The 25,200-nt window shown below is 66.7% G+C and carries 25 protein-coding genes; 9 read left to right on the forward strand and 16 right to left on the reverse strand.

Annotated elements, in window-relative coordinates:
- Window positions 1–11: 11 nt before the first annotated feature.
- The 7 genes from IEY70_RS11725 (at window position 12) to IEY70_RS11755 (ending at window position 5,653) form a co-directional block, all read left to right on the forward strand.
- On the forward strand, window positions 12–197 hold the full coding sequence (locus IEY70_RS11725; protein ID WP_189065210.1) for a hypothetical protein: 186 nt from the start codon (window positions 12–14) through the stop codon (window positions 195–197).
- Between the two features lie 474 nt (window positions 198–671).
- Window positions 672–1,124 (forward strand): hypothetical protein, encoded by a 453-nt coding sequence (locus tag IEY70_RS11730; RefSeq protein ID WP_189065211.1) that lies wholly within the window; start codon window positions 672–674, stop codon window positions 1,122–1,124.
- The gene (locus tag IEY70_RS11735) at window positions 1,121–1,750 is read left to right on the forward strand and encodes a hypothetical protein (RefSeq protein WP_189065212.1); all 630 of its coding nucleotides are present in this window, start codon (window positions 1,121–1,123) and stop codon (window positions 1,748–1,750) included. The genes IEY70_RS11730 and IEY70_RS11735 overlap by 4 nt, the downstream gene beginning before the upstream one ends.
- Window positions 1,751–2,344: 594 nt before the next feature.
- On the forward strand, window positions 2,345–2,638 hold the full coding sequence (locus IEY70_RS11740; protein ID WP_189065213.1) for a DUF3006 domain-containing protein: 294 nt from the start codon (window positions 2,345–2,347) through the stop codon (window positions 2,636–2,638).
- Window positions 2,635–3,654 carry an excalibur calcium-binding domain-containing protein gene (locus tag IEY70_RS11745; RefSeq protein ID WP_189065214.1) on the forward strand — a complete coding sequence of 340 codons (1,020 nt, stop codon included), beginning with the start codon at window positions 2,635–2,637 and terminating at the stop codon, window positions 3,652–3,654. The genes IEY70_RS11740 and IEY70_RS11745 overlap by 4 nt, the downstream gene beginning before the upstream one ends.
- Window positions 3,655–4,039: 385 nt before the next feature.
- Window positions 4,040–5,236, forward strand: coding sequence for a transposase (locus tag IEY70_RS11750; protein WP_189065215.1), 1,197 nt, complete (start codon window positions 4,040–4,042; stop codon window positions 5,234–5,236).
- 99 nt (window positions 5,237–5,335) lie between these two features.
- Window positions 5,336–5,653: an excalibur calcium-binding domain-containing protein gene (locus IEY70_RS11755; protein ID WP_373290781.1), complete on the forward strand. Its 318-nt coding sequence runs from the start codon at window positions 5,336–5,338 to the stop codon at window positions 5,651–5,653.
- Window positions 5,654–5,773: 120 nt separating this feature from the next.
- Here the strand turns inward: IEY70_RS11755 and IEY70_RS11760 are convergent, their stop codons facing one another.
- Window positions 5,774–7,006, reverse strand: a complete 1,233-nt coding sequence (locus tag IEY70_RS11760) for a DUF790 family protein (RefSeq protein WP_189065216.1) — start codon at window positions 7,004–7,006, stop codon at window positions 5,774–5,776.
- The gene (locus IEY70_RS11765) at window positions 6,993–8,396 is read right to left on the reverse strand and encodes a DEAD/DEAH box helicase (protein ID WP_189065217.1); all 1,404 of its coding nucleotides are present in this window, start codon (window positions 8,394–8,396) and stop codon (window positions 6,993–6,995) included. Before IEY70_RS11765 ends, IEY70_RS11760 begins: the two co-directional genes overlap by 14 nt.
- Before the next feature lie 117 nt (window positions 8,397–8,513).
- On the opposite strand from IEY70_RS11765, the gene IEY70_RS11770 reads away from it, so the two are divergent.
- Window positions 8,514–9,383: an HNH endonuclease gene (locus tag IEY70_RS11770; protein ID WP_189065218.1), complete on the forward strand. Its 870-nt coding sequence runs from the start codon at window positions 8,514–8,516 to the stop codon at window positions 9,381–9,383.
- Window positions 9,384–9,495: 112 nt separating this feature from the next.
- On the opposite strand, the gene IEY70_RS11775 is transcribed toward IEY70_RS11770, so the two are convergent.
- The 14 genes from IEY70_RS11775 to IEY70_RS11840 all read right to left on the reverse strand — a co-directional run bounded on the left by IEY70_RS11775 (window position 9,496) and on the right by IEY70_RS11840 (window position 23,365).
- Window positions 9,496–10,407 carry a class I SAM-dependent methyltransferase gene (locus IEY70_RS11775; RefSeq protein ID WP_189065219.1) on the reverse strand — a complete coding sequence of 304 codons (912 nt, stop codon included), beginning with the start codon at window positions 10,405–10,407 and terminating at the stop codon, window positions 9,496–9,498.
- A complete protein-coding gene (locus IEY70_RS11780) occupies window positions 10,370–10,864 on the reverse strand; it encodes a flavodoxin family protein (RefSeq protein ID WP_189065220.1) in 495 nt (164 codons plus the stop codon). Before IEY70_RS11780 ends, IEY70_RS11775 begins: the two co-directional genes overlap by 38 nt.
- On the reverse strand, window positions 10,861–11,502 hold the full coding sequence (locus IEY70_RS11785; protein WP_189065221.1) for a hypothetical protein: 642 nt from the start codon (window positions 11,500–11,502) through the stop codon (window positions 10,861–10,863). Before IEY70_RS11785 ends, IEY70_RS11780 begins: the two co-directional genes overlap by 4 nt.
- Complete coding sequence (locus IEY70_RS11790; RefSeq protein ID WP_189065222.1) at window positions 11,489–12,256, reverse strand: iron-containing redox enzyme family protein; 768 nt, start codon at window positions 12,254–12,256, stop codon at window positions 11,489–11,491. Before IEY70_RS11790 ends, IEY70_RS11785 begins: the two co-directional genes overlap by 14 nt.
- Window positions 12,253–12,825 carry a methyltransferase family protein gene (locus tag IEY70_RS11795; protein ID WP_189065223.1) on the reverse strand — a complete coding sequence of 191 codons (573 nt, stop codon included), beginning with the start codon at window positions 12,823–12,825 and terminating at the stop codon, window positions 12,253–12,255. The genes IEY70_RS11790 and IEY70_RS11795 overlap by 4 nt, the downstream gene beginning before the upstream one ends.
- Window positions 12,822–13,583 (reverse strand): class I SAM-dependent methyltransferase, encoded by a 762-nt coding sequence (locus tag IEY70_RS11800; RefSeq protein ID WP_189065224.1) that lies wholly within the window; start codon window positions 13,581–13,583, stop codon window positions 12,822–12,824. The genes IEY70_RS11795 and IEY70_RS11800 overlap by 4 nt, the downstream gene beginning before the upstream one ends.
- Complete coding sequence (locus tag IEY70_RS11805; RefSeq protein WP_189065225.1) at window positions 13,543–14,220, reverse strand: N-acyl amino acid synthase FeeM domain-containing protein; 678 nt, start codon at window positions 14,218–14,220, stop codon at window positions 13,543–13,545. The genes IEY70_RS11800 and IEY70_RS11805 overlap by 41 nt, the downstream gene beginning before the upstream one ends.
- Window positions 14,214–15,272, reverse strand: coding sequence for an acyl-ACP desaturase (locus IEY70_RS11810; RefSeq protein WP_189065226.1), 1,059 nt, complete (start codon window positions 15,270–15,272; stop codon window positions 14,214–14,216). Before IEY70_RS11810 ends, IEY70_RS11805 begins: the two co-directional genes overlap by 7 nt.
- 204 nt (window positions 15,273–15,476) lie before the next feature.
- A complete protein-coding gene (locus IEY70_RS11815; RefSeq protein WP_189065227.1) occupies window positions 15,477–17,147 on the reverse strand; it encodes a S8/S53 family peptidase in 1,671 nt (556 codons plus the stop codon).
- A 54-nt stretch (window positions 17,148–17,201) separates the two neighbouring features.
- Window positions 17,202–19,574, reverse strand: coding sequence for a tetratricopeptide repeat protein (locus IEY70_RS11820; protein WP_189065228.1), 2,373 nt, complete (start codon window positions 19,572–19,574; stop codon window positions 17,202–17,204).
- Window positions 19,575–20,006: 432 nt separating this feature from the next.
- Complete coding sequence (locus IEY70_RS11825; RefSeq protein ID WP_189065229.1) at window positions 20,007–20,156, reverse strand: hypothetical protein; 150 nt, start codon at window positions 20,154–20,156, stop codon at window positions 20,007–20,009.
- The gene (locus IEY70_RS11830) at window positions 20,157–21,377 is read right to left on the reverse strand and encodes a M24 family metallopeptidase (protein ID WP_189065230.1); all 1,221 of its coding nucleotides are present in this window, start codon (window positions 21,375–21,377) and stop codon (window positions 20,157–20,159) included. It lies immediately after the preceding gene.
- Window positions 21,374–22,156 carry an IclR family transcriptional regulator gene (locus tag IEY70_RS11835; protein WP_189065231.1) on the reverse strand — a complete coding sequence of 261 codons (783 nt, stop codon included), beginning with the start codon at window positions 22,154–22,156 and terminating at the stop codon, window positions 21,374–21,376. Before IEY70_RS11835 ends, IEY70_RS11830 begins: the two co-directional genes overlap by 4 nt.
- A 12-nt stretch (window positions 22,157–22,168) precedes the next feature.
- A complete protein-coding gene (locus IEY70_RS11840; protein WP_229777881.1) occupies window positions 22,169–23,365 on the reverse strand; it encodes a hypothetical protein in 1,197 nt (398 codons plus the stop codon).
- Between the two features lie 280 nt (window positions 23,366–23,645).
- On the opposite strand from IEY70_RS11840, the gene IEY70_RS11845 reads away from it, so the two are divergent.
- Window positions 23,646–25,178, forward strand: a complete 1,533-nt coding sequence (locus IEY70_RS11845) for a peptide ABC transporter substrate-binding protein (RefSeq protein WP_189065233.1) — start codon at window positions 23,646–23,648, stop codon at window positions 25,176–25,178.
- Window positions 25,179–25,200 lie beyond the last annotated feature (22 nt).

Consider the following 25,200-nt stretch of genomic DNA (forward strand, 5'->3'; position numbering starts at 1 on the left):
GAGGACAGGCGATGTACAGCGCAGATGAGTACTACGAGGACAGCATCACGAGCGGCCCCGATCTGGAGGACCTGCACGGCCTGGACTGGGGGGCGAACGAGTCCGCGCGGGAGCTGGACGAGGAGCCCCTGGGCGAGGCAGGCCCGGCGGCAGAGGAGAGCGAGCCCGGAAGCCCAGAGGATGGCCTGCCATTCTGACCCCGTGACCGCGCCCGAGTGGCGCGGTGTTGCTGTCCTGCGTGTCCTCAGATCATCTAAAAAACGGTAAACCGCTAAAACGTTTTACTGGTTTTTTGACATAATAATCAGTGAAAGATATACTTGTAGGTTCATCCCGGATTCCGGGGAGCTGAGGTCAGAAGTAGATTCAACGTCGCTGCTCAGCAGGGCGAGCTCAGGGGTTGAAGTTGGGTATGAGCACGTCACTGGTAAACACGCTGACCAGGCCCTCCCAGACGCTGAGACCCTGTTTCTGCAACGTGGAGACGTAGCTCCTGATCCGAGCGCTTCCCTGCGGGGGCTGCGTGACGATGAGGTCGAGGATGTTGCTGATCAGGCTGCTGGCCTTGATCCGCCCAGATCTTCTTCGCCCTGCACGGCACCACCACCAGTGTTCGCATGTTCCGGTCAGTTTGACCCGCGTTCTGCTCCGTCACCACCTACCATGACCTGGTGTCCGACGACCACGACCGGAAACGGGCCCTGCTCCTCGAGTGGCTCACCACCCATGACGCCCACCGCGTCGCCCTGCACGACGGCGGCAAGGTCGAGTCGGTGCGGATCTTGATGCGCCTGCGCGCCGCCCTGCCCAATCCCGAGGAGAGTGTCTACATCCTCGTCCGCCGGGACGCGCCCACGATGCCGATCTACGTCGGCCGCGCCGCTCAGCCCGTGAGCCGCTGGAAGGGTCACCTGCGGAGCCTGCTGGAGTCCACGTCCCGCGCGGACGCCTGGCGTGCCCACTTCCAGCACGATCTCGACCTGTACGTCGTGCCCGTCACGGCCATGCAGGGGCCGCCCATCCCCGGCTTCCCGGTCACGGTCGGTGCCGTGGAAGCGCAGCTGATCAGTCTGGCGCAGGACACCAGTCCGGCGCTGCTCAACCGTGAAGGAGTCCGGCGATGATTCACCTGCCCGAGTGGCTGGCCCAGCAGGAGCAGCACCTGACCCCGCTCTTCGAGACGGCTGGGGACGGCCTGAGCGTGAACACGCACCTGCGCGGCAAGGAGAAGAATCGGCTGACCCTGACCCGTCACCCCAGCTTCGACGCAGCGATGATCGGGATGGTCACGGCGGGACTGGCGGAGGAGGACTGGCAGGGCTTCCTGTACGTCATGCACACCGGGGAAGGGAACGACCTGACGCCCCGGTACATCGGCAAGGCGGAGAAGAAGGGCATCACGAATCCGGTGAGTGCCAACCTCATCCGGATCGCCTCGAACCACGACAAGTTCGGGCGCTGGGGGTACAACAAGGCGTACCACGTCGGGGAACTCAGTCACGCCGTGCTCGGGGAGGCGTTCAGGCCGGGGCGCGCCCCGGGGAAGTACCACCGCTGGGCGGCGGCGCTGTTCGAGACGCTGGAGCCCCCGAAGCTGCAGCTGCCGGTGTCGATGTCACTGATTCCTTGGTGGGACGGCCTGCGGGGACCGTCGGGGATGATCGGGAGTCTGGCGGCGGTGGAGTACGAGTTGATTGCCCTGGCCGCCGCGGCCTACCCGGAGGCGCTCCTCAACGTCCAGGGAAGGTAATGTGCTTGGTGCGATTGTGCCCTTCGGAATCCTGTGTACAAGAGTGTATATGAGGTAGGTGTGATCAGAACCAGCCTATCCAGATCTGACTAAGTACACTGCGTTTATCTTGTAGATAAACCGCGCGGAGCGCGTAGCAGAGGAAGTACGTTGAAGCGGGAATGGAGAGGTTCCGGCGCCTTCCCGGAATCTCGCAATGTTAGCTTCGATGTACTTAACAAGCAAAGTGACCTCCGCGTTCCAGCTCGACCAGAGCATGCGCAGTGGTCGCCAGGGCTCATGCAAGTGCAGTACGGAGGCCGACCCTGAGTCTCCGGACAAACCAGACATGCTGTTGCGTCAAAGCAGCCAGCGCAGCCAGGGAGCGCAACATAAGGATTGGTCAGGCAATTCGCCCATCCTGGATAAGGGGGGGGAGAAACAGATTGATCCTGCAGGACTGAAAGCCGTCATTCGGGCGCGGCAAGCAGTGACCAGGCGTGGTGCCGGTAGCCCTGCGCACAGGCTACCCGGTGCGCCCTTGATCATGGTCTCGATGTTTTCCTCGTGGTCATCGCTGCGTGCGCCGTGTCCCGCCGTACGGTAGCGTGCGGCATGCCCACCGAAGACGCCCCTGATGACCTGATGCTGCACCCGTCGTTCGTCACCGTGGACGGCCTCGAAGGCCACCTCGCCCGCGTGGAACTCCCGGACGGCACCACCGAGGACTGGCCCCTGGCCAGTCTGCCCCCCGGCGTCAGGGAAGGCGACGTGATCCGCCTGACCGTCCACGGCGGCGACCTCGAAGCGGAGATCGACCATGCCCAGACCCGCGACCGCCTCACGGCCGCGCAGGCGGGCATGGACGCCCTGAACGCCGGGGCACCCACCGGCGACGTGGAGCTGTGAAGCGCGCCCTGTGCCTGCTGGCCCTCAGCCTGGGACTGGCGCACGCGCAGCGCGCGCCCGCCGGGGTCCTCACCATCCGCTTCCTGGACGTCGGGCAGGGCGACGCGGTGCTGATCACCAGTCCTGAGGGCAAGAGTGTCCTGTACGACGGGGGCCGCAGTGAAAGCCGGATGCGGGAACTCATCCGCCAGTACGACGTGCCCTCCCTGGACCTGATCGCCGCCAGTCACGGGGACGCCGACCACATCACCGGGCTGATCCCGGCCGCGGCACTGTTCAAGCCGCGTTTTTTCCTGAACAACGGCGTGGCGGCCACCACGCAGACCTGGGCGAAACTCACCAACATCCTGAAGCTCGCGGGCACCCAGGGTCTCCCCGCCCGGAACCAGGTCCTGAACCTGGGCAGCGTGCGGCTCACGGTGCTGCCCCCACCGGCTGGCATGCCAGCCGGTGACCAGAACCTCAACAGCGTCGGCCTGATCGTGCAGTACGGGTCGTTCCGTGCGCTGCTGACCGGGGACAGTGAGACGGAGCAGACCCGTGCGTGGCTGCGGACCCTTCCGGGCGGGACGCTGGGGCCGGTGGACGTGTACAAGAGCATTCATCACGGCGCGGCGAACGGAGACAGCGCCGCGTGGCTGGCGGCCGTGCAGCCCCGGAACGTGGTGGTGAGCGTGGGCCCGAACAACTACGGGCATCCGACGAGTACGGCCCTGAACCTGTACCGCAAGGTCGGGGCCAACGTGTTCCGCACGGACCTCCAGGGCACCGTGACGGTGACCGTGCAACCCGGCGGTGCGTACCGCATCACCACGGAGAAGGGCACGGCCACGCCAGCCGCTGTTCCGGTCAAACCGGCGCCCACGCCCGCGCCGGTGGTCCCGGCCGCACCAGCGAACGTGACCTACGCGAACTGCGCGGCCGTCCGCGCCGCCGGGAAGTCACCGCTGCTGCGCGGTCAACCCGGGTACAGCACCAAGCTCGACCGGGACGGGGACGGCCGCGCCTGCGAGTGACCGGTTTGCGGACCTGGGAATCGCTGGTGTAACCGGCTCTGCATCACTGCATGTATGTGCAGGCTGGTCCGAAATGTGTGTTTTTTCGCAGTCTGGGCGGCAAATCTGCACTTTCAGGGTTGCTTGATATGACAGGATCTCTGCGTGAAAATTTTGAAGCAAGCCATTCTCCTTGTATCCGTCCTATGCTGCATCAGCGCTACTCTCGCTGACGCAGGACGCGTGAGCGTACGAGGGTACTTCCGTAAAGATGGAACGTATGTACGGGGGTATACTCGGTCCTCTCCGAGTGGCGGCGGTTACAGCGGCGGTAGTAGTGGCTATATAGCTGACCGCCTGACAGAAATTATGAGAAAGCGTCCCCGGTAGGGGACACTTTCTGTTTGTGAAGACCGAAAATGCCACCGGGGACGCCTCACGACTCTACCAAGCCATCCTCCCTCATCTCCAGGGTGCCCTGTGGAACGACGTCCGCAACGTCCATACCCTCGCCTGGATGGTCACGGGAATGCTGCTCTCCAGGCGCAGCACACCCTCCTTCTGGCTCCCTCACGTCCACTCCCGCGCAGCGTTCGCGCAGAGCACCGAACGCCGCTTTCGACGCTGGTTAGGCAATAAGCACCTTCACCCGAGCCTGCTCTACGGTCCGATCATCACCCGCGCACTCCGCGAGTGGGGCCAGGACACCCTGGTCCTCGCCCTGGATACCAGCGTCCTGTTCGAGAAATTCTGCCTCATCCGGGTATCCGTCCTCTTCCGGGGGCGGGCTGTTCCACTGGTGTCCCGGGTACTCGAGCATTCCAGTGCCCAGGTCGATACGGACGAATTGCTCCCCGTGCTCGCAGAAGCCAAAGGTCTCCTGGACTTCGTGGGAATCCGTCAGGTCCGCCTGCTGGCGGACCGGGGTTTCTGCGACACCGACCTGATGGCATGGCTCCAGCACTGCGGATGGACCTACCGCATCCGTATCAAATCCACCCTGATCCTCAGCACGCCAGACGGGCAGCGCCTCTGCAAGATCGGCGATGTGAAACTCCAACCGAGGGAAACGGCCTGCTTTCACCATGTGCGTCTGACCGGACGGCAATTTGGGCCGGTGCACGTCGTTCTGGGTCGTCCATCAGACGACCCAGAGCAATGGCAGGTGGTGAGCAACGAGCCCACCAGCGTGGAAACCTTTGGCGAGTACGGCGAGCGTTTTCAGATCGAGGAAGGGTTTCTGGACGAGAAAAGCGGCCTGTTCGAGCTGGAAGCGTCCAAACTGCGGGATGTGAAAAGCCTGGAACGGCTGGTCATGGTGATCTCGGTGGCGACGTTGCTGCTGGTGTCCGAGGGGCTGGACGTGGTGGAGCGTGGGGATCGACGACGCGTCGATCCCCACTGGCAGCGCGGATTGAGCTACCTGAAGATTGGGCACAAAGCGATGAGCTACGCGCTGAGTCGAGGTCAGAGGTTCTTCAGAACCCTGAGATTGCGGGGCGGCCCGGACCCCGAGCCACCGAAACCCAGAAAACGCGACCAGCCGTCCTCGTTGGACTCGCTCAAGAACGGCTGGCACGTTAGTTTTCACTTCATCTCATAAAATCTGTCAGGCGGTCAGGGCTATATAGGCAGCTCAACAAGCACTTACTCAAGTCTTGCCGCACCATCATTTGGCGCCCGCGCTGTAACGACAAGCAACCTGAATCTAAGACAGAGTGCGACAACTACTTCTCGCGTCATCAAGCAATTACCTAGAGGCAGCATGGTGACCATCCAATCATGCACAGGCGGATGGTGCCGCGTGGACTATGGTCGTCTGTATGGTTTTGTTTCACAAAACTTCCTACAGGTGATTACTTCGCAAGCACCTCGACCGGTTGTGAGTGCTAGCCCTTCCAATGTGTATTACAGCCGTTGCGCTGAAGCCAAAGCTGCAGGTGCTGCTCCACTCTTCCGCGGCCAGCCTGGATACCGTGCTGGCCTTGACGGTGATGGTGACGGCATCGCATGTGAATGAGCTTTCGAACCCTCCAACCTGTCCGCCGTTGTTGCCTGTACGGAGAAATTTGGGCACAGGTCCAAGAATCAGGGGGACTTTGACAGGAGGTTTGATTCGGGTGCGCCTCGCACCTCTCCTTCAAGCGCCTGCGACCGCGTACTTCTCGGCCAGTGCCAGCACGTCCTTCGGGTTCAGCACGCCCTTGAACCACACCAGCCGCTCCCCAAAATCGCTGGGGTCCACGCCCGCCCGCTCCAGGTTCAGCCGCTCACTGACGCACACGATCACGTCCATCCGCCCCGCTTTCCGCAGCAGGTCGAACTTCTTACGCAGGTACTCCGGGCGCCAGTAGCCCACGATCTCCACCAGCACACTCCGGTCGCCGTTAACGAGACGGAAGTCCGGGAGGATCACGCCCCCTGGGACCGGCACCAGATCCACCTCGCGTTCGAGCGTCCAGGGCGTGTCGAGTTTCGCGAATCGTTCCGAGAAGCCACCCTCCAGCGCGCTGTCGTACTCCGGGGGCGGCGCGTAGTGACTCACGTACCCGTCCTCGCTCGTCACCTGGAACGACCACTCCGTATCCCCCGGATCCACCCACGCGAGATCCTTCCTGGGCTTCAGGGTCGCGCTCAGGTCCCACTTCGTCACGTGCAGCAGCGCCGGCAGCAACTTCGCCATGCCCAGCCCATACCGGGTGGTGGGTGAGAACAGGCTCGCCGGGCCGTCCAGTGTCAGCGAGAACCCGTACGACGCGTCCCCCTCCACCGTCGCCATCAGCCCGAAGAACTTCAGGTACTTCAGGAGTTGCTTGTAGCGCGCCGGTTCGTTCCGGCGTGCGGTGATCACCAGTTCCGTCGCCCGGTACAGCTGACCCTGCGCCTGCGCGAGGTCGTAGCGGTGAATGAGTTCCAGCGGCGCGGGCGGCTCGAACGCCACCAGCGTCTGCTGATCCGGCAGATCCGCGTACAGCGAGGCCTGCAGGGCCTCGCCGGACACCTCCCCCTCCGTACTGAGGGACCGCGCCGCCTGTTCCAGGACCGCCGCCGCGTGGCGCCGGCTCGGCACCACCTCCTGCGCCAGCGTGAACACCCGCTCCCGCGCCAGGACCGGGTCCAGCCCGCTCCCCGCCTCGAACGTCCCCATGTTGGAGAGCAGGTGCGCCAGGCCACGCAGCACCTTGAAGTCCTGCCGACCGGCCTCCAGGACGCGGAGATCCTCGTCCAGTTCGAAGCGGCGCTTCCCGACGTTCGCCTCGAAGGTCCCGATCAGGGTTTCGGCCAGCGTGAGGTTCAGGGTGGTGGGCTTCAGGCGGCGGGGCTCCACGAGCCCCGCCTTCACCCGGAACAGCAGCAGGTCATTCGGGAGCATTCAGATCCTCGAAACTCGATGGGGCGCGCCCCTGGCCGGGTTGCCACTGCCCGCGGCGCTGCTGACTGACGCGCTCCTCGCTCGTGCCTTCCGTGATCACCTCGTACAGCACCGCCACCTTCCCCTCCGCGCGGCGCAGGATCCGCCCGAGCCGCTGGATGTGCTCCCGTTCCGTCGCGGTGCCCGACAGGACCACGGCCACGCTCGCCTCGGGGACGTCCACGCCCTCGTTCAGCACCCGGCTCGCCACCAGAATCCGGTACTCGCCACTGCGGAACTTCTCCAGCAGGGCGTGGCGCTCCTTGATGGGGGTCTTGTGCGTGATCGCCGGGATCAGGAACTCCCGGCTGACGCGGTACACGGTCGCGTTGTCGTCCGTGAAGATCAGCGTCCGGTCCTGCGGGTGGTTCGCGAGGATCTCCTCGAGTACCCGCAGTTTCCCCTCGGTCCCGTACGCCATGGATTTCGCTTCCCGGTGGGCCAGCATGGCCCGCCGGCCGTGCGGCGTGCCGCTCGCCAGGATGAACTTCTTCCAGCCGTCCAGGGACACCAGCCGGATGCCGTTCAGCCGCAGGAAGTCGTTGCGCAGCGCGATCAACTCCGCGTACTTCTGTTGTTCGTTCGGACTGAGCCGCACGCGGATCACGACCTCGCGGTACGCGGCGAGCGTGTCCCCCGCGAGGTCGCCCGGGGCGACCTCGTACACCACCGGCCCGACCAGCCGGTCGAGATCCCGCTCCCGCCCGTCACTGCGTTTCGGCGTGGCCGTCAACCCCAGGCGGTACGGGGCGAGGCCCATCTCCGCGATCACCCGCGTGAAGTCACTGGGCAGGTGGTGCGCCTCGTCGAAGATCTGCAGGGCGTACCGCCCTGCCAGGGACTCCGCGTGAATCGCGGCGGAATCGTAGGTACTCACCAGCAGCGGCGCCTCGTCGTGACTGCCGCCCCCCAGCAGCCCGACCGGGGTGTCCGGGAACGCCGCGAGCAGGCCCGCGTACCACTGGTGCAGCAGGTCCAGGGTGGGGACGCAGATCAGGGCGCTGCGGGGCGTGTCCCGCAGCGCCAGCTGCGCGACCAGGGTCTTCCCGGCGCCGGTGGGGAGGACGACCACGCCGCGGCGACCGGCGCGTTTCCAGGCGTTCAGGGCGCGCGTCTGATGCGCGTACGGCGTGACCTCCCGCGCGAAGCCCAGCACCAGCGGCTCGAACGCCGCGGCGCTGTCCTTGAAGGGGATCCCGGCGGCGCGCAGGGCTTCGACCACATCGCGGTAGGCGTGCCCGGGGGCCCGCCAGGACTGGCTGCGGTCATCCCAGGTGAAGTGATCACGGACGGACGCGGGCGCGTCCGTCATGACGAGTGTGCCCCGGTCGAGGCGCAGGGTGGGCGGCATCCCGCGCATCCTAGCGCTCCAGGAGGGGGCCCTTGGTGCGTGGAGGCCCAATGCCGGCAGGTGCGGTCACCCGTGCACTGCTCCCCGGGTAACCTGGCCGACGAGGAGCAACCCCCCATGCACTACGTGATCCTGGTCTCCCAGGCCGGTCAGCAGACGTACGACGACAGCGAACGCCACTACACCTACCCCGCCCGCTACAACGCCGCCCTGGCGCCCCTGATGGCCGGGGAGCCGACCGTGGTGATCCTGTACGAGTCCCGCCGCGCCGGGAGCGGCCGGGGCCTGCAGGCGTACATCGGGTGGACGGTCGTCACGCGCCCGCCGGAACCGGCGGGCCAGGGCCTGTGGGTCCTCACGTACGACAGTCCCGTCGTGCCGCTGCCCCGCCCCGTGAAGCAGGAGGAGGGCGGCGTGGTGATGGAGGCGTGGCTGGGCGCGTTCCCCCTCCGGGAACGCGGCGTCCGGCAGAACGGTCTCTCGGTTCGGCCGGTCACGGAGGCGGACGCCGCGCGGATCTTCGCGGCGGCCGGGCTGCTGGGCCTGACCCCGAGTGCCGCGTGGACCGCGTTGGACGGGGAGGACGCGGAGCGCCGCCGGGTGCTGGTGGAGCGGGCGGTGCGGGACCGGTCGTTCCGGGCGCAGGTGCTGGCCGCGTACCGCTGGCGGTGCGCGGTGACGGGCTGGCAGGCCCCGGTGGACCTGAGTGGGGGACTGCTGGACGCCGCGCACCTGCGGAGCGTGGCGTCGGGTGGCGCGGATCACGTGCATAACGGGGTGGCGCTCACGCCGACCGTGCACCGCCTGCTGGACAGCGGGTTGATCCGCGTGACGTTCGAGGAGGGACAGTGGCGCACGCGGCACGGGCCGGAGTTCGGCCGACTGGACCTGACGGGGGGCGGGGGGAGTCGGCTGGTGATCGAGGACCGCGCGCCGCTGTGGTTGCCCCCGGATCCCCGGCTGCAACCCCGGCCACTGCTGGGCTGAACGATGAGATTCAGGGTCTCAGGCTGACCGTTCGGGCCTGAGACTGATCAGGTCGGGTGCTCTACTCGACACTGCCCACATCCGGGAGAGAAGGCTGGGGAAGTCATAGCGATCAGGTGGGCCGGCTCCACAGGCCGTAGGTGACGGTGCCGTAGCCGTCCTGATCCGTGACGACCCGGTCCGGTTCCGGAACGTCCACGAACAGGGCCCGCACCTGCTCCTCGGTGCGGGTGATCAGCCGCCAGTCCATGCAGGCCTCCATGAAACCGATGTCCGGGCAGTCCGGCACGAAGTTCGCGACCAGCATCTCCCCGCCCGGGCGGAGCATCTGCGCCATGCGGGTCGTGAGCCGCCGCGCCGCCGAGTCCGGCAGGTAGTCGAACAGCCCGGCGGCGTACACGACGTCCGCGTCGAAGGTGAGGTCACCGGTGATCACGTCCTGGATGTTGCCGGTGACGGGTTCGACCCGCACGTCCGGGTAGCTGCGGCCCAGTTCACCCAGGCTCTCCGGATCCTGATCCACGGCCACAAACGTGATCGGCTGGCCGCGGCGGACCGCTTCGGACTGCCCCAGTTCCCGTCCGTGTCCGGCGGCCAGGGCGACGATGCGGGCGTCCGGCCGCCGCGCCGCGGCCCGGTCGATCAGGGCTGCCAGACGTGAGCGCCTCGCCCGGACGGCCTGAGCGGCGGGACTGTTGGTGGTGTAGGCGTACAACCGTCCCCCGGGCGAGGCCGGGTGGGGGAAGGCCAGGGTCAGGCCGTACATGTGGTCGAGCATCACGGCGTCCCCGGCGTACCCGCGGGGTTTGTGAAAGGCGCGGTGCGTGAATGGGCAGGCGTGCAGGTGCGCGAGCAGGGGATGTGCGCGCAGTTCCGTGACGCGGTCAGGCCAGCCCAGCGGATCGGTGAGACGCCAGGACCACAGGGCTGGCCACAACCGGTTGGCGGCGTCCCAGTCCCGCTGCGCCTCGAACAGGGCCAGCACCTCATCTGCGAGCTGAACGGTCGAATCGATCGTGGTCATACGTTGCTCCTCTGGAGTCCTGAATGATGGCTTCGACCCAGGATGCGCAGCGCTGTTCCCACGCCCTGTCCTGCCGTGGGTCGAGCACGCAGATCCGGTCCAGCAGCGGAGCCAGCGCCGTGCCTTGCAGGTACGGCTTGAAGGCCGTCACCGCCCCGGCGAACGTGCGGGCGTGATACCGCTGGTCACCCAGGACCAGCAGGCCACCCAGACGCGGAGGTGACGGCGTGAATGCCTCAACGAGCTGAGGGAGGTGGGTCGTCCAGACGTGATGCAGACCGCCCTGCCCGTACGTCGGGGAAGCGAACAGCACCGCCTCGTACCGGCCGGGCCAGGCGGGAGGGTCGGGGGTCAGTTCCACGAGTTCGATGTCAGGGTGAGAGGCGGTGAGCGTGTGGCAGACCCGCCGCGTCTGACCGCGCGCGGAACTGTACAGCAGAAGGATGCTCGCACTCACCACGCACCGACCAGTCGACCGGCCGCCGCGAGGCGCGCACGGTGCGGCGCAGCCTGCGTGACAGGAACGTCCGCGAACACGTCGCCCCAGCTGCCGCGGACATCGCAGGCCGGAGCCAGCGCGCGCACGTCGTGAAGGGCGCCAGTGCGTGGATGCGTGAACGACCAGCCCGGTAGAGGCGGATACTGCAGACGCGTGTAGAGCGGCGCAAGCGTCGCGCGGGCGTTGATCAGGTCAACCTCCGCGCCCTGGCTCAACTGGTGCGCCCATCCGCACCGCATGGCGAGGGTGACGAGATGATTGCGGCCCGGTCCGGGCTGGCGGCCCAGGCGGCTGGTGGAAGCCAGCACCGGCCGGAACGCCCGGATGAGGTCCGGGGGGTAGGCGTCCTCGCAGTCGAGGGGGCCCTGATGGGCGCGGGTCACCCGGAACCAGACCTGCAGCGTCCCCCCCTGCGTGAGGGCGTAGTGGGTGGAGTGCCGGTCGATGTCGTCCGTGACCGGGCCGCCGCTGACCGCCTGCCGCCCATGGAGGATGGCGGTGAACAGCGGCTCGCCCGGCCGCACCAGATGCACCTGCCAGTCGTCCCCCTCGGCCAGGAGGCCCTGGCCGAGCAGGGGCAGTTCACGCCAGTTCACGCGCGCCCACCTCTGGCGTGGCCCGCAGCGCCCGCCGGTAGGCGGCCTCCCAGGACACGCCGGGGTACAGCTGCAGGTAGTACTCCGGGCCGTACAGCATGCCCTCGCGTGCGTCCGGTACGGCCTGGGCGATCTCAAGAAGGACGTTCCGGAGCAGCGCCGCATGCTCCAGGTCAGCCGTGGCATGGTGGTCGATGAACTCCAGTCCCCTCCCAGGGACACCCTGCGTCCGGAAATGATCCTTCACGAACCCGGTCAGGATGGGGGTACTGCACTCCACGACGTACAGGCTCCCGAGCCACGCTGGCCAGTCGCGGGTGTGCACCATCATGCGGCGCAGCGCGGCGATCCCGAACGCGGCCGGTGTCATCCGCCGTCCGCGCGCGAGCGCCTCGTCGCCGCCCAGGCCGACATAGTCGCGTACCGCCATCTCCCCGTGATCGAATTCCTCGGCCTGGTGATGCAGGAGTTCCTCGATCAGCCGTACGTCGAGACTCCTGGGCAACTGGCCGATCAGGGCGATGGACGCCTCGATGATGTGCTCCTGGTACAGGGCGATGTCCAGGTACACTTCCCGAAGCACATTCCGCAGGACCGGTGGGGGCAGGCGGTCACCCATGACGTCCTGGAAGAACGGCCGGCCCTGCATGTCGCGGACGAGTTGTTCCACCCGCGCGTCGAGGCGCTCCATGACGTCCTGCGCGCTGAGAGTAGCGGGGTCAATGCCGAGGTCGGTCAGGGCCCGTTCGTTCATGGGTGCGCTCCTTTGCGTGGCCAGAGGTTCGGGATGAACATGCCGGTACGCTGCCGGTATGAGGTGTAGGCGCCGTTCAGGGCGCTGCGGGCGAACTTGCCCTCTTCCTGCCGGGCGGCGTGGACGTACAGGGCTCCCATGGCCAGCACGGTCGCCAGCAGCGCTGGTTGACCGGTTGCGAGGACGCCGGCCAGCCAGCCCAGCAGGTAGGCCGCATAGAAGGGATGCCGGATCCACCGGTAGGGCCCGCACGTCTCGAGGTGGGCGGGTTCGTCCTCGGCGAAGGCCAGCGTGAGCCGCCGCCGCCAGATGGTCCGCGCGGCCCACGCGAACAGGGTCAGGGCGCTCATGTACACGACGAACCCTGCGGCGGCGTGCAGATCGTTCGAATGACGGGCCAGAATAAGCGTCAGTAGATGCACTGCCATGCTGAGGGCACCCAGGACACGGATGAGGGTCAGGCCCGGTGACGCGTGGCTGGTCTTCCGGAACAGCCCACCCTGCATTGCCCAGGTGAACGTGCCGAAGCAGGCGATGAATGCCAGGACGTTGCAGGCGCCCCAGGTCACGGCCGACCTGCCTCAACCGATCGCGTGGCAATCAGGAAATCACTGTTTCCGCGGTACGCGAGTCGCTGTTCGAGCACGTCCAGGCCCGCGGCCTGCACGGCCCCGCGAAGTTCGGCGGGACTGTGTAGCCAGTAGCAACCGGCGCGCTGCGCGGCGTGAATGGCGCGGTTCTGCGCGCGGACCTGCCCGGTGGCGCGCAGCAGGCGGGCTGTGGCCCGCAGGCCCTGGCGCTTCACGCTCGTGTGGGCCAGGTACGCGGCCCAGCGGGTGACGTTCAGGGGCCGGCCAATGTCACAGAGGATCAGCATGCCGCCCGGCGGGAGGGCCTGCGCGCAGCGGCGCAGCGTGCCCTGCGGGTCGGGGAGGGTGTACAGGCTGTGCATCAGCGTGATGAGGTGGGGCTGGACGCCCGTCAGATCGACGTCGTCTGCCCCGGCGTGGAGCGGCGTCACGGTCCGGCCGGTCAGTTTCCGGGCGGCGGCGCGCTGCATCGCCGGTGAAGGGTCCAGCAGGAACCAGTGCAGGTCAGGGCGGACGTGAGAGAGAACAGCCGCGAGGTTCCCGGTGCCCGAACCGATATCCAGGGCGGCCGCGCCGGGTGGGGACGGGTACCGCCGCAGGGCCGACACGAAGAGGGACAGCACGTCCAGGTACGCCGGGTTCTGCAGCAGCAGATGGTCGTACTCGCGTGCGTAGGCGTCCCAGTCGACAGCCCGCTCAGAGGCCTGGACGCGCGTGCGGGTGGTCAGGGTGAACACAGCTCACCTCCCCGAACAGGGCAGACTGCTCGGCGTGCGTGGCCTGCAGGGCAGTGAATTCCGCCATGATGAGCGGCACCTGCGTGTGCAGATCGGCCGTCATCAGGTGCATGCCAGTGCGCAGGCCGGGATACACGCGCTCTTCCGAGGCGACCGAGAGACGTAGCACCCGGGCGTAGAACGCGAGGTGCGCGGGGCGCAGCGCCGCCACGAAGTAGTCGCCCTCCTCGAAGGCGCAGCGCATCAGGTTTGCGCGGATCATCGGCCAGATGGCCCGCCGGTTCATACCCGCAACCTCCGGGTCCACGACGAACCGGTTCGCTTCGATCACCACGGCCTGCGGGGGGATCACCTCACGGATGACGTCCCCGAACGCGAGGGCGGCCGTCAGGTCCGTTCGAGCAGTGTCCCTGGAGACCAGGGTACGGGTGGCCGCGACCGGGCGATCACCGTGCCAGACGAGGACCGTGCGGGCATCGGGCGCCTGGTCGAACGCGTCCAGGAACCGTGCGGAGGCGCATTCCGGCAGGGCGCCGGTCGCGCGGTACGCCCGGTACCGGATGCCGGCCGCCAGGTCCAGTTCTGCGGGCGTTCGCGCGACGCTGAGCGTGAACCCGTCACAGGTGCCGATCACCACACCACCCGCTCGAACCGCGTTGGGGCGACATCTGCGAGGCCAACGCGGTGCTCGAATGCCCCGATCCGCCGGAAGATGCCGTCCAGGGACGACTCGATCACATCGAAGCGCACACCGAAGTTGGCCTGCGTGGACCGCAGCGTGCCGTCCTCCTGGGGGACGTTGCGCCGCTCATGCACGCCCGCCTCGAGCGCCGCGAGGCTCTCCACGCCCAGTGCGTCAATAGCGACCCGCACCACGTCCCGGGCGTACTTACGCCGACCGAACAGGTCCGCGTCGTGCAGCGCCGCCGTGAACGCCTCATAGTTCGGCACGAGATCCGCCGCCGGCATCTGGAAGAGTTTCAGGACGTCCAGCAGCGCTTCACAGGTCTCCTCGGGAAAGTAATAGAGGAACAGCTGCGCGCCGGCGAGAAAGAACGCGAAGTGAGCCGCTTCGTCTACGGCGATGGTCTGGGCCATCCGCGCCAGTTCCAGGTCGTGGTCCGCCTCGAATCCCGCTTTGCCTTCCCCGCGGGCGAGCGCGGCGAGGTTGAGGTAGTTCAGTTGCGTGGCGCGTTCCTGAATGACGGTGTACAGGATGTTCCGGATCGGTTCGTCCCAGTTCAGCAGCCACGCCCGCGCCCGCAACTCCTCCGTGTACGCCTCGATCCACTCGGGCGTCCGCTGCCCGGAGTGCAGGAGCGTGTTGCGCCACAGGTCGGCGTGCTTCTCCTCCTCGCTGCCCCAGCGCAGCACGAACTGCGACCGGCCATATCCCTGCCGGACCAGACGGATGAGTTCATACGTGTAGTCCGGCGCGTACTGCTCGACAGCGTAGAACCCTTCCAGGACCTGCAGGACAGTGGGGCTATGCGTGCGGCGGTACGCGCGCCAGTCGAAGGACGTGTCCGGATTCCAGTTCCGGGTGCGCTGGGACCGGTCCGTGTACCAGCGGTACAGCGCGTGAAAGGACCGCTGCACGAGCCGCTCGCGTTCCGGCCGGCTGAGCCGGAAGGGTGAGGCGGGCGGGCGAAGGTCGGCGAGTTCCTGGGTGATCGCCACATCAAGCATGGCTGACCCCTCCGGTGGGCGTGATCCCAGTCATCTGTTCCCCCTGGACCGCGGTGTCCGCGCGGCCTGAGGGCACCTTCGCAGGGGGCACGTGACCGCACCGTGACCGGGAACGTAGCCTGTTCTGTAGCGACCGATTACACGGTGGCGTCAGAGTCTGTTCTGATGCCACCGTCTCAAGTGAGGAATGTGCGGTCTTGGGTATCAGGGGCAGGCGTCGGTGATGCGCCGTAGATCGAGACGCGCGTCCCTGCACTGAAGTTGCGACGGGGTCGGCCAGCCTTGATGTCCGCTCTGTACCCAGCGCACAAGAGCGCCCGTGACCAGCGGCGCGGCAAACGAGGTGCCCCAGTAGGCACCCGGCGATGGAGATTCCTGAGCTTGCATGCCGGGTGGTGTCAGCCAGAAGAAGGCCGGGGCGAGCACTGTGGGCTGCGTGGCGACGCTCATGCGGTGTTGCGTGATCGTGGCCTGACCGTTCTCCCTGCTCCACCTGGCTTCACCACGTTGAAAATTCTGCGGGGTCGCGTTGCCCTGTTCGGATGCGCCAACGGCGTACAGGCGTCCTGGGTACTTCTTCTCTTCCATCGTCGTGGTCCAGTCGGCTGGGTAGGCGTTGCAGTAATCGAGCAGGCTGCTGGCGCGCAGGGCACACCGGTCGCTGTTGCCGTAAGCGGTCACCACGGCGACGCCTGCTTGCAGCGCCTCCTGCACCGCCTGCCTCAGGATGGGGTGGTCGTAGGGTGTGGCGAAACTCAAGTTGACGATCACGGGGGCTTGAGACCTTACCGCGGCAACGGCCTGGCACAGCCCTTCGATAATCTGAACGACGCGGCAGGTCCCCTTTGCGTCGCAGGCAGGTGTGTACTCGAAGCGGGAGGTGACTGGCGCGACGGTGCGGATGAGCTGGTCGATGGCCCTGCCATGGCCCCGCATGGTGTACGGCAAGCCGTTCAGTTGAGTCTGGTGCGTGTAGTTGTCCGTTGTGCCGTCGAACGTGTCGATGGTGTGGACGGTGACGGGCCGAATGCGCTGTGAGATCACGAGGGGGGCTAAGCCGATGGCCTGCCAGGCCAACTCGTTGCCTCCCTCGGTACGCCGGAGCATCTGGCCCTCCTGGCCGCCGGGGGGCTGCTTGGCCGTGTCTGGTGCGACGACGATGCTGCCGCCGTACTTCCGTTCGGCCTGCTCGATCAGCATGCCCAGATCGGCTTTGACTTCGTCCGGCAGCTGTCCACCTTGCACCACGGTATCCCCACACAGGGAACCGTCAGGGAACAATTTTCCGACTGACGGCTGGTACACCGTCTTGAGGTCAATGTCACGGACGCTCTCTTCGAGCCGTCTGAGTTGATCACTCACGGCGGCGCTGTGATTACTTCCCCTGAAACCCGGAGCGAACAGGATCGATAGATTAAAAGGCCGGTTGGAGGGGAACAGGCCACGCTTGCCGTTCTTCTGGATGACGAGCACGCCAGCGCCGGGCGGCAGAATGGCCAGATTCCGCACCGTGGCAGCGGTGGAGGCGGTCAGGCGTTCGCCTGCAGGCAGCACCACCACGCCCTGCAGTCCCTCCTGAGGCAGCCGGAGATCGCGGACAGGGGGCGATGTCTCAGGTTGTGGCTTGGGCAGCCGGAAGGTCAGGACCCAGTCTGCACCGAGTGGTTCGCACGCGGGGGCGTAGGGTCGGCTGCCAATCCAGACACTCAAGGGCGTACCCGACCGGCGGCAGATCACATCCCGTTGTGGGGGAATGGTGATTTCGATCAGTCCCCCAGGCGCGACCTGGCTTGGGTAGATCTCCTCTACGGGAATGGCGGCGCGGGCGACGCTGAGCAGAAGGGCGATCAGGACGGCGGTCAGGGCTTGGTTCATGGTAGACCTCCGCGGGGAGTCTGGTGGGCTGGGCGTGACCGGGCGGTGACCAGTTCAGGGCGGATGCAGGCCGTCTGGAACGTTCTGCATCTGTTCCGTGAGATGCTCAGCCTGGACGTGATGCCCGACCTGCCGCAGGAAGGTGATGATCTGGAGGGCGTCCTCGAAGCGGCCTTCAATCTCGGCGAGGTTCGAGGCGATCAGGGAGATCAGGTTGACGTGCCCTGCCTGCCGGGCGAGATCCAGCGCTTCGCGGTAATGGGGACGGGCGCGCTCGGGTCGGTCTTGAAGGTGATGGATGACCGCCTGGGTGTTCAGGGCGTTGGCGAGGCCCACCTGATCACCCGTGATCCGGTAGCAGCTTTCGGCTTCCTTACCGAGAGTGAGTGCCTCGTCGAGCAGGCCGGCGCGGTGGTGGACGTGGGCGCTGTTGAGCAGAACCGTGCCCTGCAGGGCGGGAGTACCGGCGGCGCGGTGCAGGTCGGTGAAGCGCTCGAGGGGCGCGCCGCGGCTGAGGCAGTCCAGGGTGGTGAGGTGCACCTGCGCTTCGGTGAACCTCATGGCGTCGCCCAGCATGTGCCAGATGTTCGCGGCCGCGCGGTAATGGGTGGCGGCGGCGTCCAGGTCACCAAGTCGGTCGGCGGCGTGCCCGAGGGTGGACTGGGCGTGCGCGTACGCGGCGCTCAGGGCGGGGGCGACGGGCGTGGCGAGCGCCTGCGCCTCTCGCGGCTGCCCGCAGTACAGGTGGGCACTCGCCCGCAGGGCGCGGACGTCGTCACTCAGTGGCAGCGCACCCGTGATTCTCAGGCTTTCCGGGGCGCGCCCCAGGTCCAGCAGGAGCCAGCCGCGCAGGAGCAGCACGTCGGGGGCCGGGGGCGCCTGTTCGAGGGTGGTGACCGCCGCCAGGGTCTCGCCACGCGCGCGTTGCCCGGTAGCGTGCTGATGGGCGGCGGCGGCGCAGTCGGGCGCGTCGGCCGGTTCCCAGAGGTGCCGCGCGGCCAGCCAGTGCGGCCAGGCCCGCTCCGGGTCCAGGTGCCGGGCGAGGCGCAGGTGGATGAGGGCCGCCTCGTGGGCTTCTGCAGTCAGGAGAGCGCGGGCCGGTTCGATGGGGCGCACGGTGCCGTCCGGGCGGGTGAGGCCCTCGTGGGTGAGGCGGTCGAGAGCGTGGGCCAGGGTAGCGGCGTCGTTCCCGATGGCGGCGCGAGTGGCGCCCAGGTCGGGCACGTCCTGCACAGCCAGCGTCAGGAATAACCGGCGCAGGTCGGGCCCCAGCTGCGCGAGGTGGGTGTCGAGGCCACGGTCCGTCGGTGATCCCTGCAGGAAGGCTGTGAGGAGCGCCGGGTGACCGCCGGTGGCGGTGTACGCGCCGGGATGTTCCGCGAGAGCGTCTTCACTCAGCGCGGACAGTGGGAGGTGAAGTGTGGGCGGGAACGCCGGCAGGCTCTGCGAGGCGATGATGAGGGCGGCCCCGCCGGCGTGCCGGGTCGTCAGGGTCAGGGCGCGCCGGGTGGTGTCGTCCAGGGCGTCCCAGTCGTCGACCGTGCATCTGAGGCGCGGGTCACGCAGAAGCTCCACGGCGTCCGAGAGGTTCTGGAGAGGGCGGGAACTCAGGGGCGCAAGGGTGGCGAGCGGCGTGTCCGGACGGGCGGGAAGGTACCGCCAGCCGCGTGTCGCGAGGGCGCGCAGCAGCGCCGTCTTCCCGAGACCGGCGCCGCCACTCACCCAGCCGGTCTGTCCGGCGCGCAGGGCGCCCAATGCTGTGAGTTCGGCGTCCCGACCGATCAGCCGCACGGTCGGGATGGGCGGTGAGGGCGGCGCCAGGAGCAGTTGCAGTTCCGCCGCGTCGCGCCGCAGGGCCAGGGTGAGCGGCTGGTCGGTGTGCCCGGCAATGGCCCACAGGCGCAGCAGATCATCCGGAGGGCAGGGCGCCGCGCCGGGCGCGTGGTAAGCGCGGTCGGCCTGGGCGAGGGCCTCGCTGGTTTCCCCGCGGGCGTGCGCGAGTTCGGAGAGGGACAGGTGCGCGGCGCGCAGTTCCGCCCCGAGGGTGTCACGCGTGTCGAGAATCCACTCCTCGAGTTCGGTCGGCAGGTCGAGGTGCAGGCCGTGCAGGAAGGCCCCAGTCACCAGCGAGGTCGCCTCCTCGAGTCGGCCGGCACGCAGGTGCCCGCGGAACTCCAGAGCGTCGCAGGGGATGTCCGCCCTGACCTGCTGATCAGTCTCCACGACGGCGCCGGTCAGTGGGCGCAGGCGGATCAGGTGCTGCGCAAGGGAATTCATGGGATTGGCCGCGTCCGGCCAGAAGAGGTCGGCGAGGTGACGACGGGCCTGCGGTCCCTGTAGCGTGAGGTACGTCAGGAGCAGCAGCGGTTTCTCACGCCGGTAGGGCACGCCGGACACCGAGAGCCCTCCGAACGTGAATAACTTCATGTTCGAGTGTAACCATCCCGGCCACCCCCGTGTAAAGGGAACGCCTGATCTATCCCGGGGGTTGGACCCTGCTCCGCAGAGCCTCGGTTCACGGCGAACAGGGTTGACCTAAGGTGAACGGGAAAGTGCGGGCCATCCCGATATAGCGTCACTGCCGTTGACTGGGGCGATCTTCTGTTGGCGTTCCGTTGACTCCTCCGATCATTGCGTCCGACCAATGATCTGGATGGGTATCGCCCGGTGTCTGAAGGGCTTCACCTGCAGCAGGGCGTCCAGCATCTGACGTGACAGGGAGGTAGGAGCTGGCTCCGACCTCGTCCGTGCCGCCCAGACCGAGAAAATACAGTTCACTCACCGCCCCATTCTGCGCTGCTGGCGCAGGTCAGACGCGGGCTTCCGACGCCCGTGCGCCTCTTTCTGAAAGCACTTCCCTCAGCGGAGAGCGCCCCGGATGATCTCGTCGAAGCGTCCGCGGTTCCGGCGGTCCCGGAGGGTGCTCCAGAAGTTGCGGACGAGCAGTCGCAGATCCCGGCGGAGCCATTCCATCCGCTCGTCGTCGATCACGTCAGGTGGGTTCGACAATCAGGACATCCCTGCGGGCAGAGGTTCAATCAACAGGCTGGGTAGGTCGCGGGGGTACAGGCTGAGCCGCTCGGCGCCGTCAGTGGTGACGAGCACCGTATCGGAGTGCCGGAATCCGGCCAGGCCGGGCACGTACAGGCCGGGCTCGATGGAGAAGATCATGCCGGGCTCGATGACGGTGTGATCATCGAGGTCCAGGAACGGGTGTTCGTGACCTTCCAGGCCGAACGCATGCCCGGTGTGGTGGCGGATCAGGTGGGTCAGACCGAGGTCTTCGATAAAGGCGCGGACGTCGGCTTCCACCTCTGCGCAGGCGCGTCCGGCACGCAGAGCGGCCAGACCGGCGTCCTGCGCGCCGAGCATGGCGGAGAAGTACCGTTCGAAGTCGGGCGTGGGGTCGCCGACGTGCATGGTGCGTTCCAGTTCGCTTTCGTACCCGCCCACGACGCCGTACGCGCCTGTGACGAGCACGTCGCCCTCCTGAACTCCGGCGTTACGGTGCAGGCCGTGCGGGTGTGCCGTGTTGGCACCGCTGATGAACATGGTGTTGGCGGGCAGGCCTTCACGGGCTTTGGGCACGTAGCGGTCGCCGAGCGTCTCCAGCAGGTCGCGGGTGGCCTGGAGGCTGGCGGTGTGGGAGACCATGAGTTCGTTGACGCCGGTGGTGATGGCGCCTTGCATCAGTCGGTGGGCGTGGTCGCCCCAGCGGCAGGCCTCGCGGATCAGGGCAATCTCGGCCGGGCTCTTGATGATGCGCAGGTCGTCGATCAGGGCGAGTCCGTCATGGACAGGCTGGCTGAGCAGGCTCGACAGAGCCGGTCCGCGGTAGCCCCAGCGGTGCTCATATCCGTCGTGATCGGCGGCCAAGCGTCCTTGCGGCGCTGCGCGCAGGTGGTCGGCCAGGACGGTCAGAGGGTGCCGGCCGCTGCCGCCGCCTGGGTACTCGGGGTAGGTCAGGGGGGCGGGCAGGTCCGGGCACTGGTGGGCGAAATGCTCGGCCTCCAGTGCCGGGAGGAGCGTGGTGACGTCGCCGGCGTCAGTGATGACCAGCGCGACGGGCCGTTCGGTCGCGGCGAAGTGGAAGCCGGTGAGGTACGCGACGCGCACTGGGCCGAACACGCAGATGCGGTTCAGGCCGTTTTCCTGGAGGCGCTGCGCGAGCCGCTCACGGCGCTGGGCGTGTTCGGCCCGGCTGATCTCGAGGCGGGCGGGTTGGGTCATGGGGCGTGGGCCTCGTCGCGGGGTTGCAGGATGAGTTCGGTGGCGGCGCGCTGGGCGACCTGCAGAACAACGGCGGCCAGGTCCGGTACGCGCTCTTTGATGAGGCGGCCGCTGGAGCCGGCGATGCCGATCGCGGCGATGACCTTGCCCGCGCCGTTGAGGATGGGCGCGGAGACGCAGCGCACGCCGATCTCGCGTTCCTCGTCGTCTTCGGCGTAGCCCTGTTCCCGGACCACTTGCAGGGCCACGTCGAGGTGCTCGGGACTGGTGATGGTGTGGGGTGTACGGGGGCGCAGGCCGGTCTTCTGGATGATGTCGGCGATCCGCGCGGGGGGCAGGTCAGCCAGGAAGAGTTTGCCTACGTCACTGCAGTACAGCGGCGCGATGGAGCCGGGAGTGGTAAACATGCGGACCATGCTGAGCGGTTCGAGTTGGCTGAGGTACATGGCGCTGGTGCCATACAGTTCGGCCAGATGCGCGGTTTCCCCGGTGAGGTCAACGAGGTCTTGAAGGTAGGGCCGGACGCGCCGGACAAGGTCGTAACGCAGGTAGAGGGAGCGGCTGATCTCGACGATTTCCGGGCCGATGTCGTACCGTTTGCTGTTGAGATCCTGGTGAATGTAGCCGTTGGCGGCCAGGGTCTGGATGATGCGGTGGATGGTGCTGGGTGCGAGGCCGGCGGCCTGGGAGAGTTCCGCGATGCTCAGTGGACGTTGGGCGTCCACGATGGTGTTGATCAGGGTCAGGGCCCGTTCGATGCTCTGGACGTTTTCACTCATGTGGTGGCTACCTCAAGCTTGGAACATCATGAGGCTCCGGGGTGAGTGCATCTGACCGTAGAGGGTATCGATGAAGGCGGCCCGCTGGTCAGGGTGGATGCGTTCACGAACCGTCCGCACAGCCTCGTCACCGTGCCAGTAGGAGGCGATGAACGGCCCACGGAAGCTGTACGAGGCGAACCGGATGCGGCCATCGATCCAGACGGGCTGCCCGTAACTGGTGTCTCGCAGGAACGCGCGGACGCGGTCTTCACTCCAGCCGGCCCCCATCTGGTACCACGCGGCGCTGGTGGCGCTCGCGGACCGCAGTCGCCGCAGCGTCATGTGAATGGCGTCGTTGGTGTCTTCAACCCAGTCGATCAGGTGCACGCCCTGGTCGCCGATGCCTTCTTGCACGCAGCCGGTGACGGCGTTGGCAGTGCAGAGCAGCACGTCGGGTGTGCTTTCGCCGCGTTCGGCGGCGGCGCGGGTGTAGAGCAGTTGCGTGGAGTGGCCGGGGAAGACTTCGTGGCAGACGAGGTGCTTGAGGGCGGAGCGGGTGAAGTTCAGATCGACGTTGAGGTCCATCTGTCCGGCGTTGAAGTTGCAGCGGGCGGTGAAGGGGACGCCTCGCACCTCGTTCAGGGCCATGGTGTAGTCGCCGGTGGGGTAGATCAGTGCGTCGGTACGCCGCTGCGCTTCGTTCATCAGGGCGCGGAAGGTGGTGCTGAGATCAGCTGACGCGATGGCGCCGTCGGCTTCCCAGCGGTGGACGCGTTCGGCGAGGGTTCCGCTGCGGTAGCCAGCGTCGTGGAGCAGGGTGTCGATGCGGCCCTGGAGGTCCTGGATGACGTCTTCACTGACCGGTTCGGCGGGCACGCCGACGAGCTGCTCGAGTTTTTCCTTGAAGCTGAGTTCTTCTCCCTCGAAGAGGCGGGCGGCGGTTCGCAGGGAGCGCAGCATGTCTTCCAGGAAGGCGCGGCGTGGGCTGGGGGCGATGTGCCGGGTGGCCTGATCGAGGGCCGCGAGCTCGCTGTGGACTTCTTCCCAGTCTTGGTAGGTGGGAGCTGGGACGAGGTCCTGGCCGAGGTAGATGGGCACCAGGCCCTCGCTGTCGAGGACGCCGTGCCCGCGGGAGAGGCGGCGCTCGAGTTGATCCATGCCGATGGTGAGGGCGGTGAGGCGCTGGCCGAGTTCCTGGTCCTGCAGGGTCATGTCTTGTGTGGGCATTGAGACCTCCATGACCAGCGTACTCTAGATTCCGCATTGTGGAATAGCTTTGGACTCAGTCCATTCCGCTCTACGAAACGATCTAGCCCACTGAGGTTGACTTTCCCTTTCGCGGGTTCTTACAATCGGAATCGTTCAGACAGATCAGATCGGCCCAGAGGAGATGAATCACTACCCCACTCATGGAGGTTACATCATGGCCCGGAATCCCCGTTTCAACCATTCCGCATCCCGAAATGCCTTGCGCCTCGCCGGCGCCGCATTCATTCTGCTAGGCGGAATGGCGGCGGCTCAGCAGCGTGGCGGCACCCTCACCGTCGGCCTCGGCTACGACATCGACACCCTCAACGTGTATTCCACAGGCTTTCTGGGTGACGTACAGGCCGCCGTAGTCGAAGGATTGGTTGCCCCGGATGCCAAGGCCAACTACGTTCCGGTGCTCGCCACGCAGGTCCCCACCGTCCGCAACGGTGGCATCAAGGTCGCCGCCGACGGCAAGAGCATGACCGTCACCTACCGCCTGCGCCCCGGCGCCAAATGGTCCGACGGGCAGCCCCTGACCTCCGCCGACGTAAAATTCACCTGGGAAGCCGTCAAGAACCCCAAATTCATCGCGGAAAGCAAGGACGGCACAGAGGACATCACCTCCATCGACACGCCCAACGCCACCACCGTGGTCGTGAACTACAAGCGCGTCGCGCCGGATTTCATGAGCACCCTGTTCACCTTCGGCATCCTGCCCAAGCATGCGCTCGACGGCAAGGACCTGAACACCGACACATACAACGAGAAACCGCTGGGCACTGGCCCGTTCCGGGTCAAGGAATTCCGCCGCGGCCAGTACGTGATTCTGGAACGCAACCCCTATTACTGGCGCAAGGACAGCAAGGGCGTCCAACTGCCCTACCTCGACGGTATGATCTTCAAGATCATTCCGGACAGCAATACCCTTGTCACGCAGCTACGCACCGGCGAGGTGCAACTCGCCTACGGCATTCCCTACTCGCAGGTCAAGCAGCTCGACGGCGTGCCCGGCATGCGCATCGTGAAGAACAACGTCCTGAGCTGGCAGCACCTGGACTTCAATCTCAAAACGGTCGATGCCTTCAAAGACCCCAACGTGCGCAAGGCCTTCGCCTACGCCATCAACAAATCCGCCGTCAGCAAGGCGCTGGGAGGCTATCCCACGCCGATCAACAGCGTGGTTGTACCGGTCTTCTCGTATACCAACCCGGCCGTGCCGAAATACGATTACAACCTCACGCGCGCCAAACAGTTACTCGACGCCGCCGGCTGGAAACCCGGTCCTGACGGCATCCGCGTCAAGGACGGCAAACGCATGAGCTTCAAGATCATGGCGCAGGCCGGACGCTCCACTGACGAGGACGCCCAGCAGGTCATCATCGCCTCCCTCAAACAGGCCGGCATCGAGCTCCAGCCCGACAACAAGTCCGGCGTGGCCTTCCGCGACGCACGTTACAAGGGCAATTACGACCTGTTCTACGGCGGCTGGATCACTTCCGCCGACCCGACCTACAGCGTGTTCTTCGGCAGCAAAGGTGTCAACAACGGGCAGGGGTACTCAAATCCCCGCATCGACACGCTCCTGACCCGCGCCGAGAGCACCCTGGACCCCACGCAGCGCACGGCTGCCCTGCGGGAATTCCAGACGGCACTGATGACGGACCTGCCCAGCATTCCGATCACCAGCAACCCGTCCATGATCGCCGTCACGGAAAAACTCGGGGGATTCGTGCCCAACCCGACGAACATGACCAATTTCGTGAATACCAGCGGCTGGTACCTGAAGTAACGGTGACCGCCCCACGCGCTGC

Origin of the sequence: Deinococcus seoulensis, assembly GCF_014648115.1 — a bacterium.
In the GTDB taxonomy this organism is placed as follows: domain Bacteria; phylum Deinococcota; class Deinococci; order Deinococcales; family Deinococcaceae; genus Deinococcus; species Deinococcus seoulensis.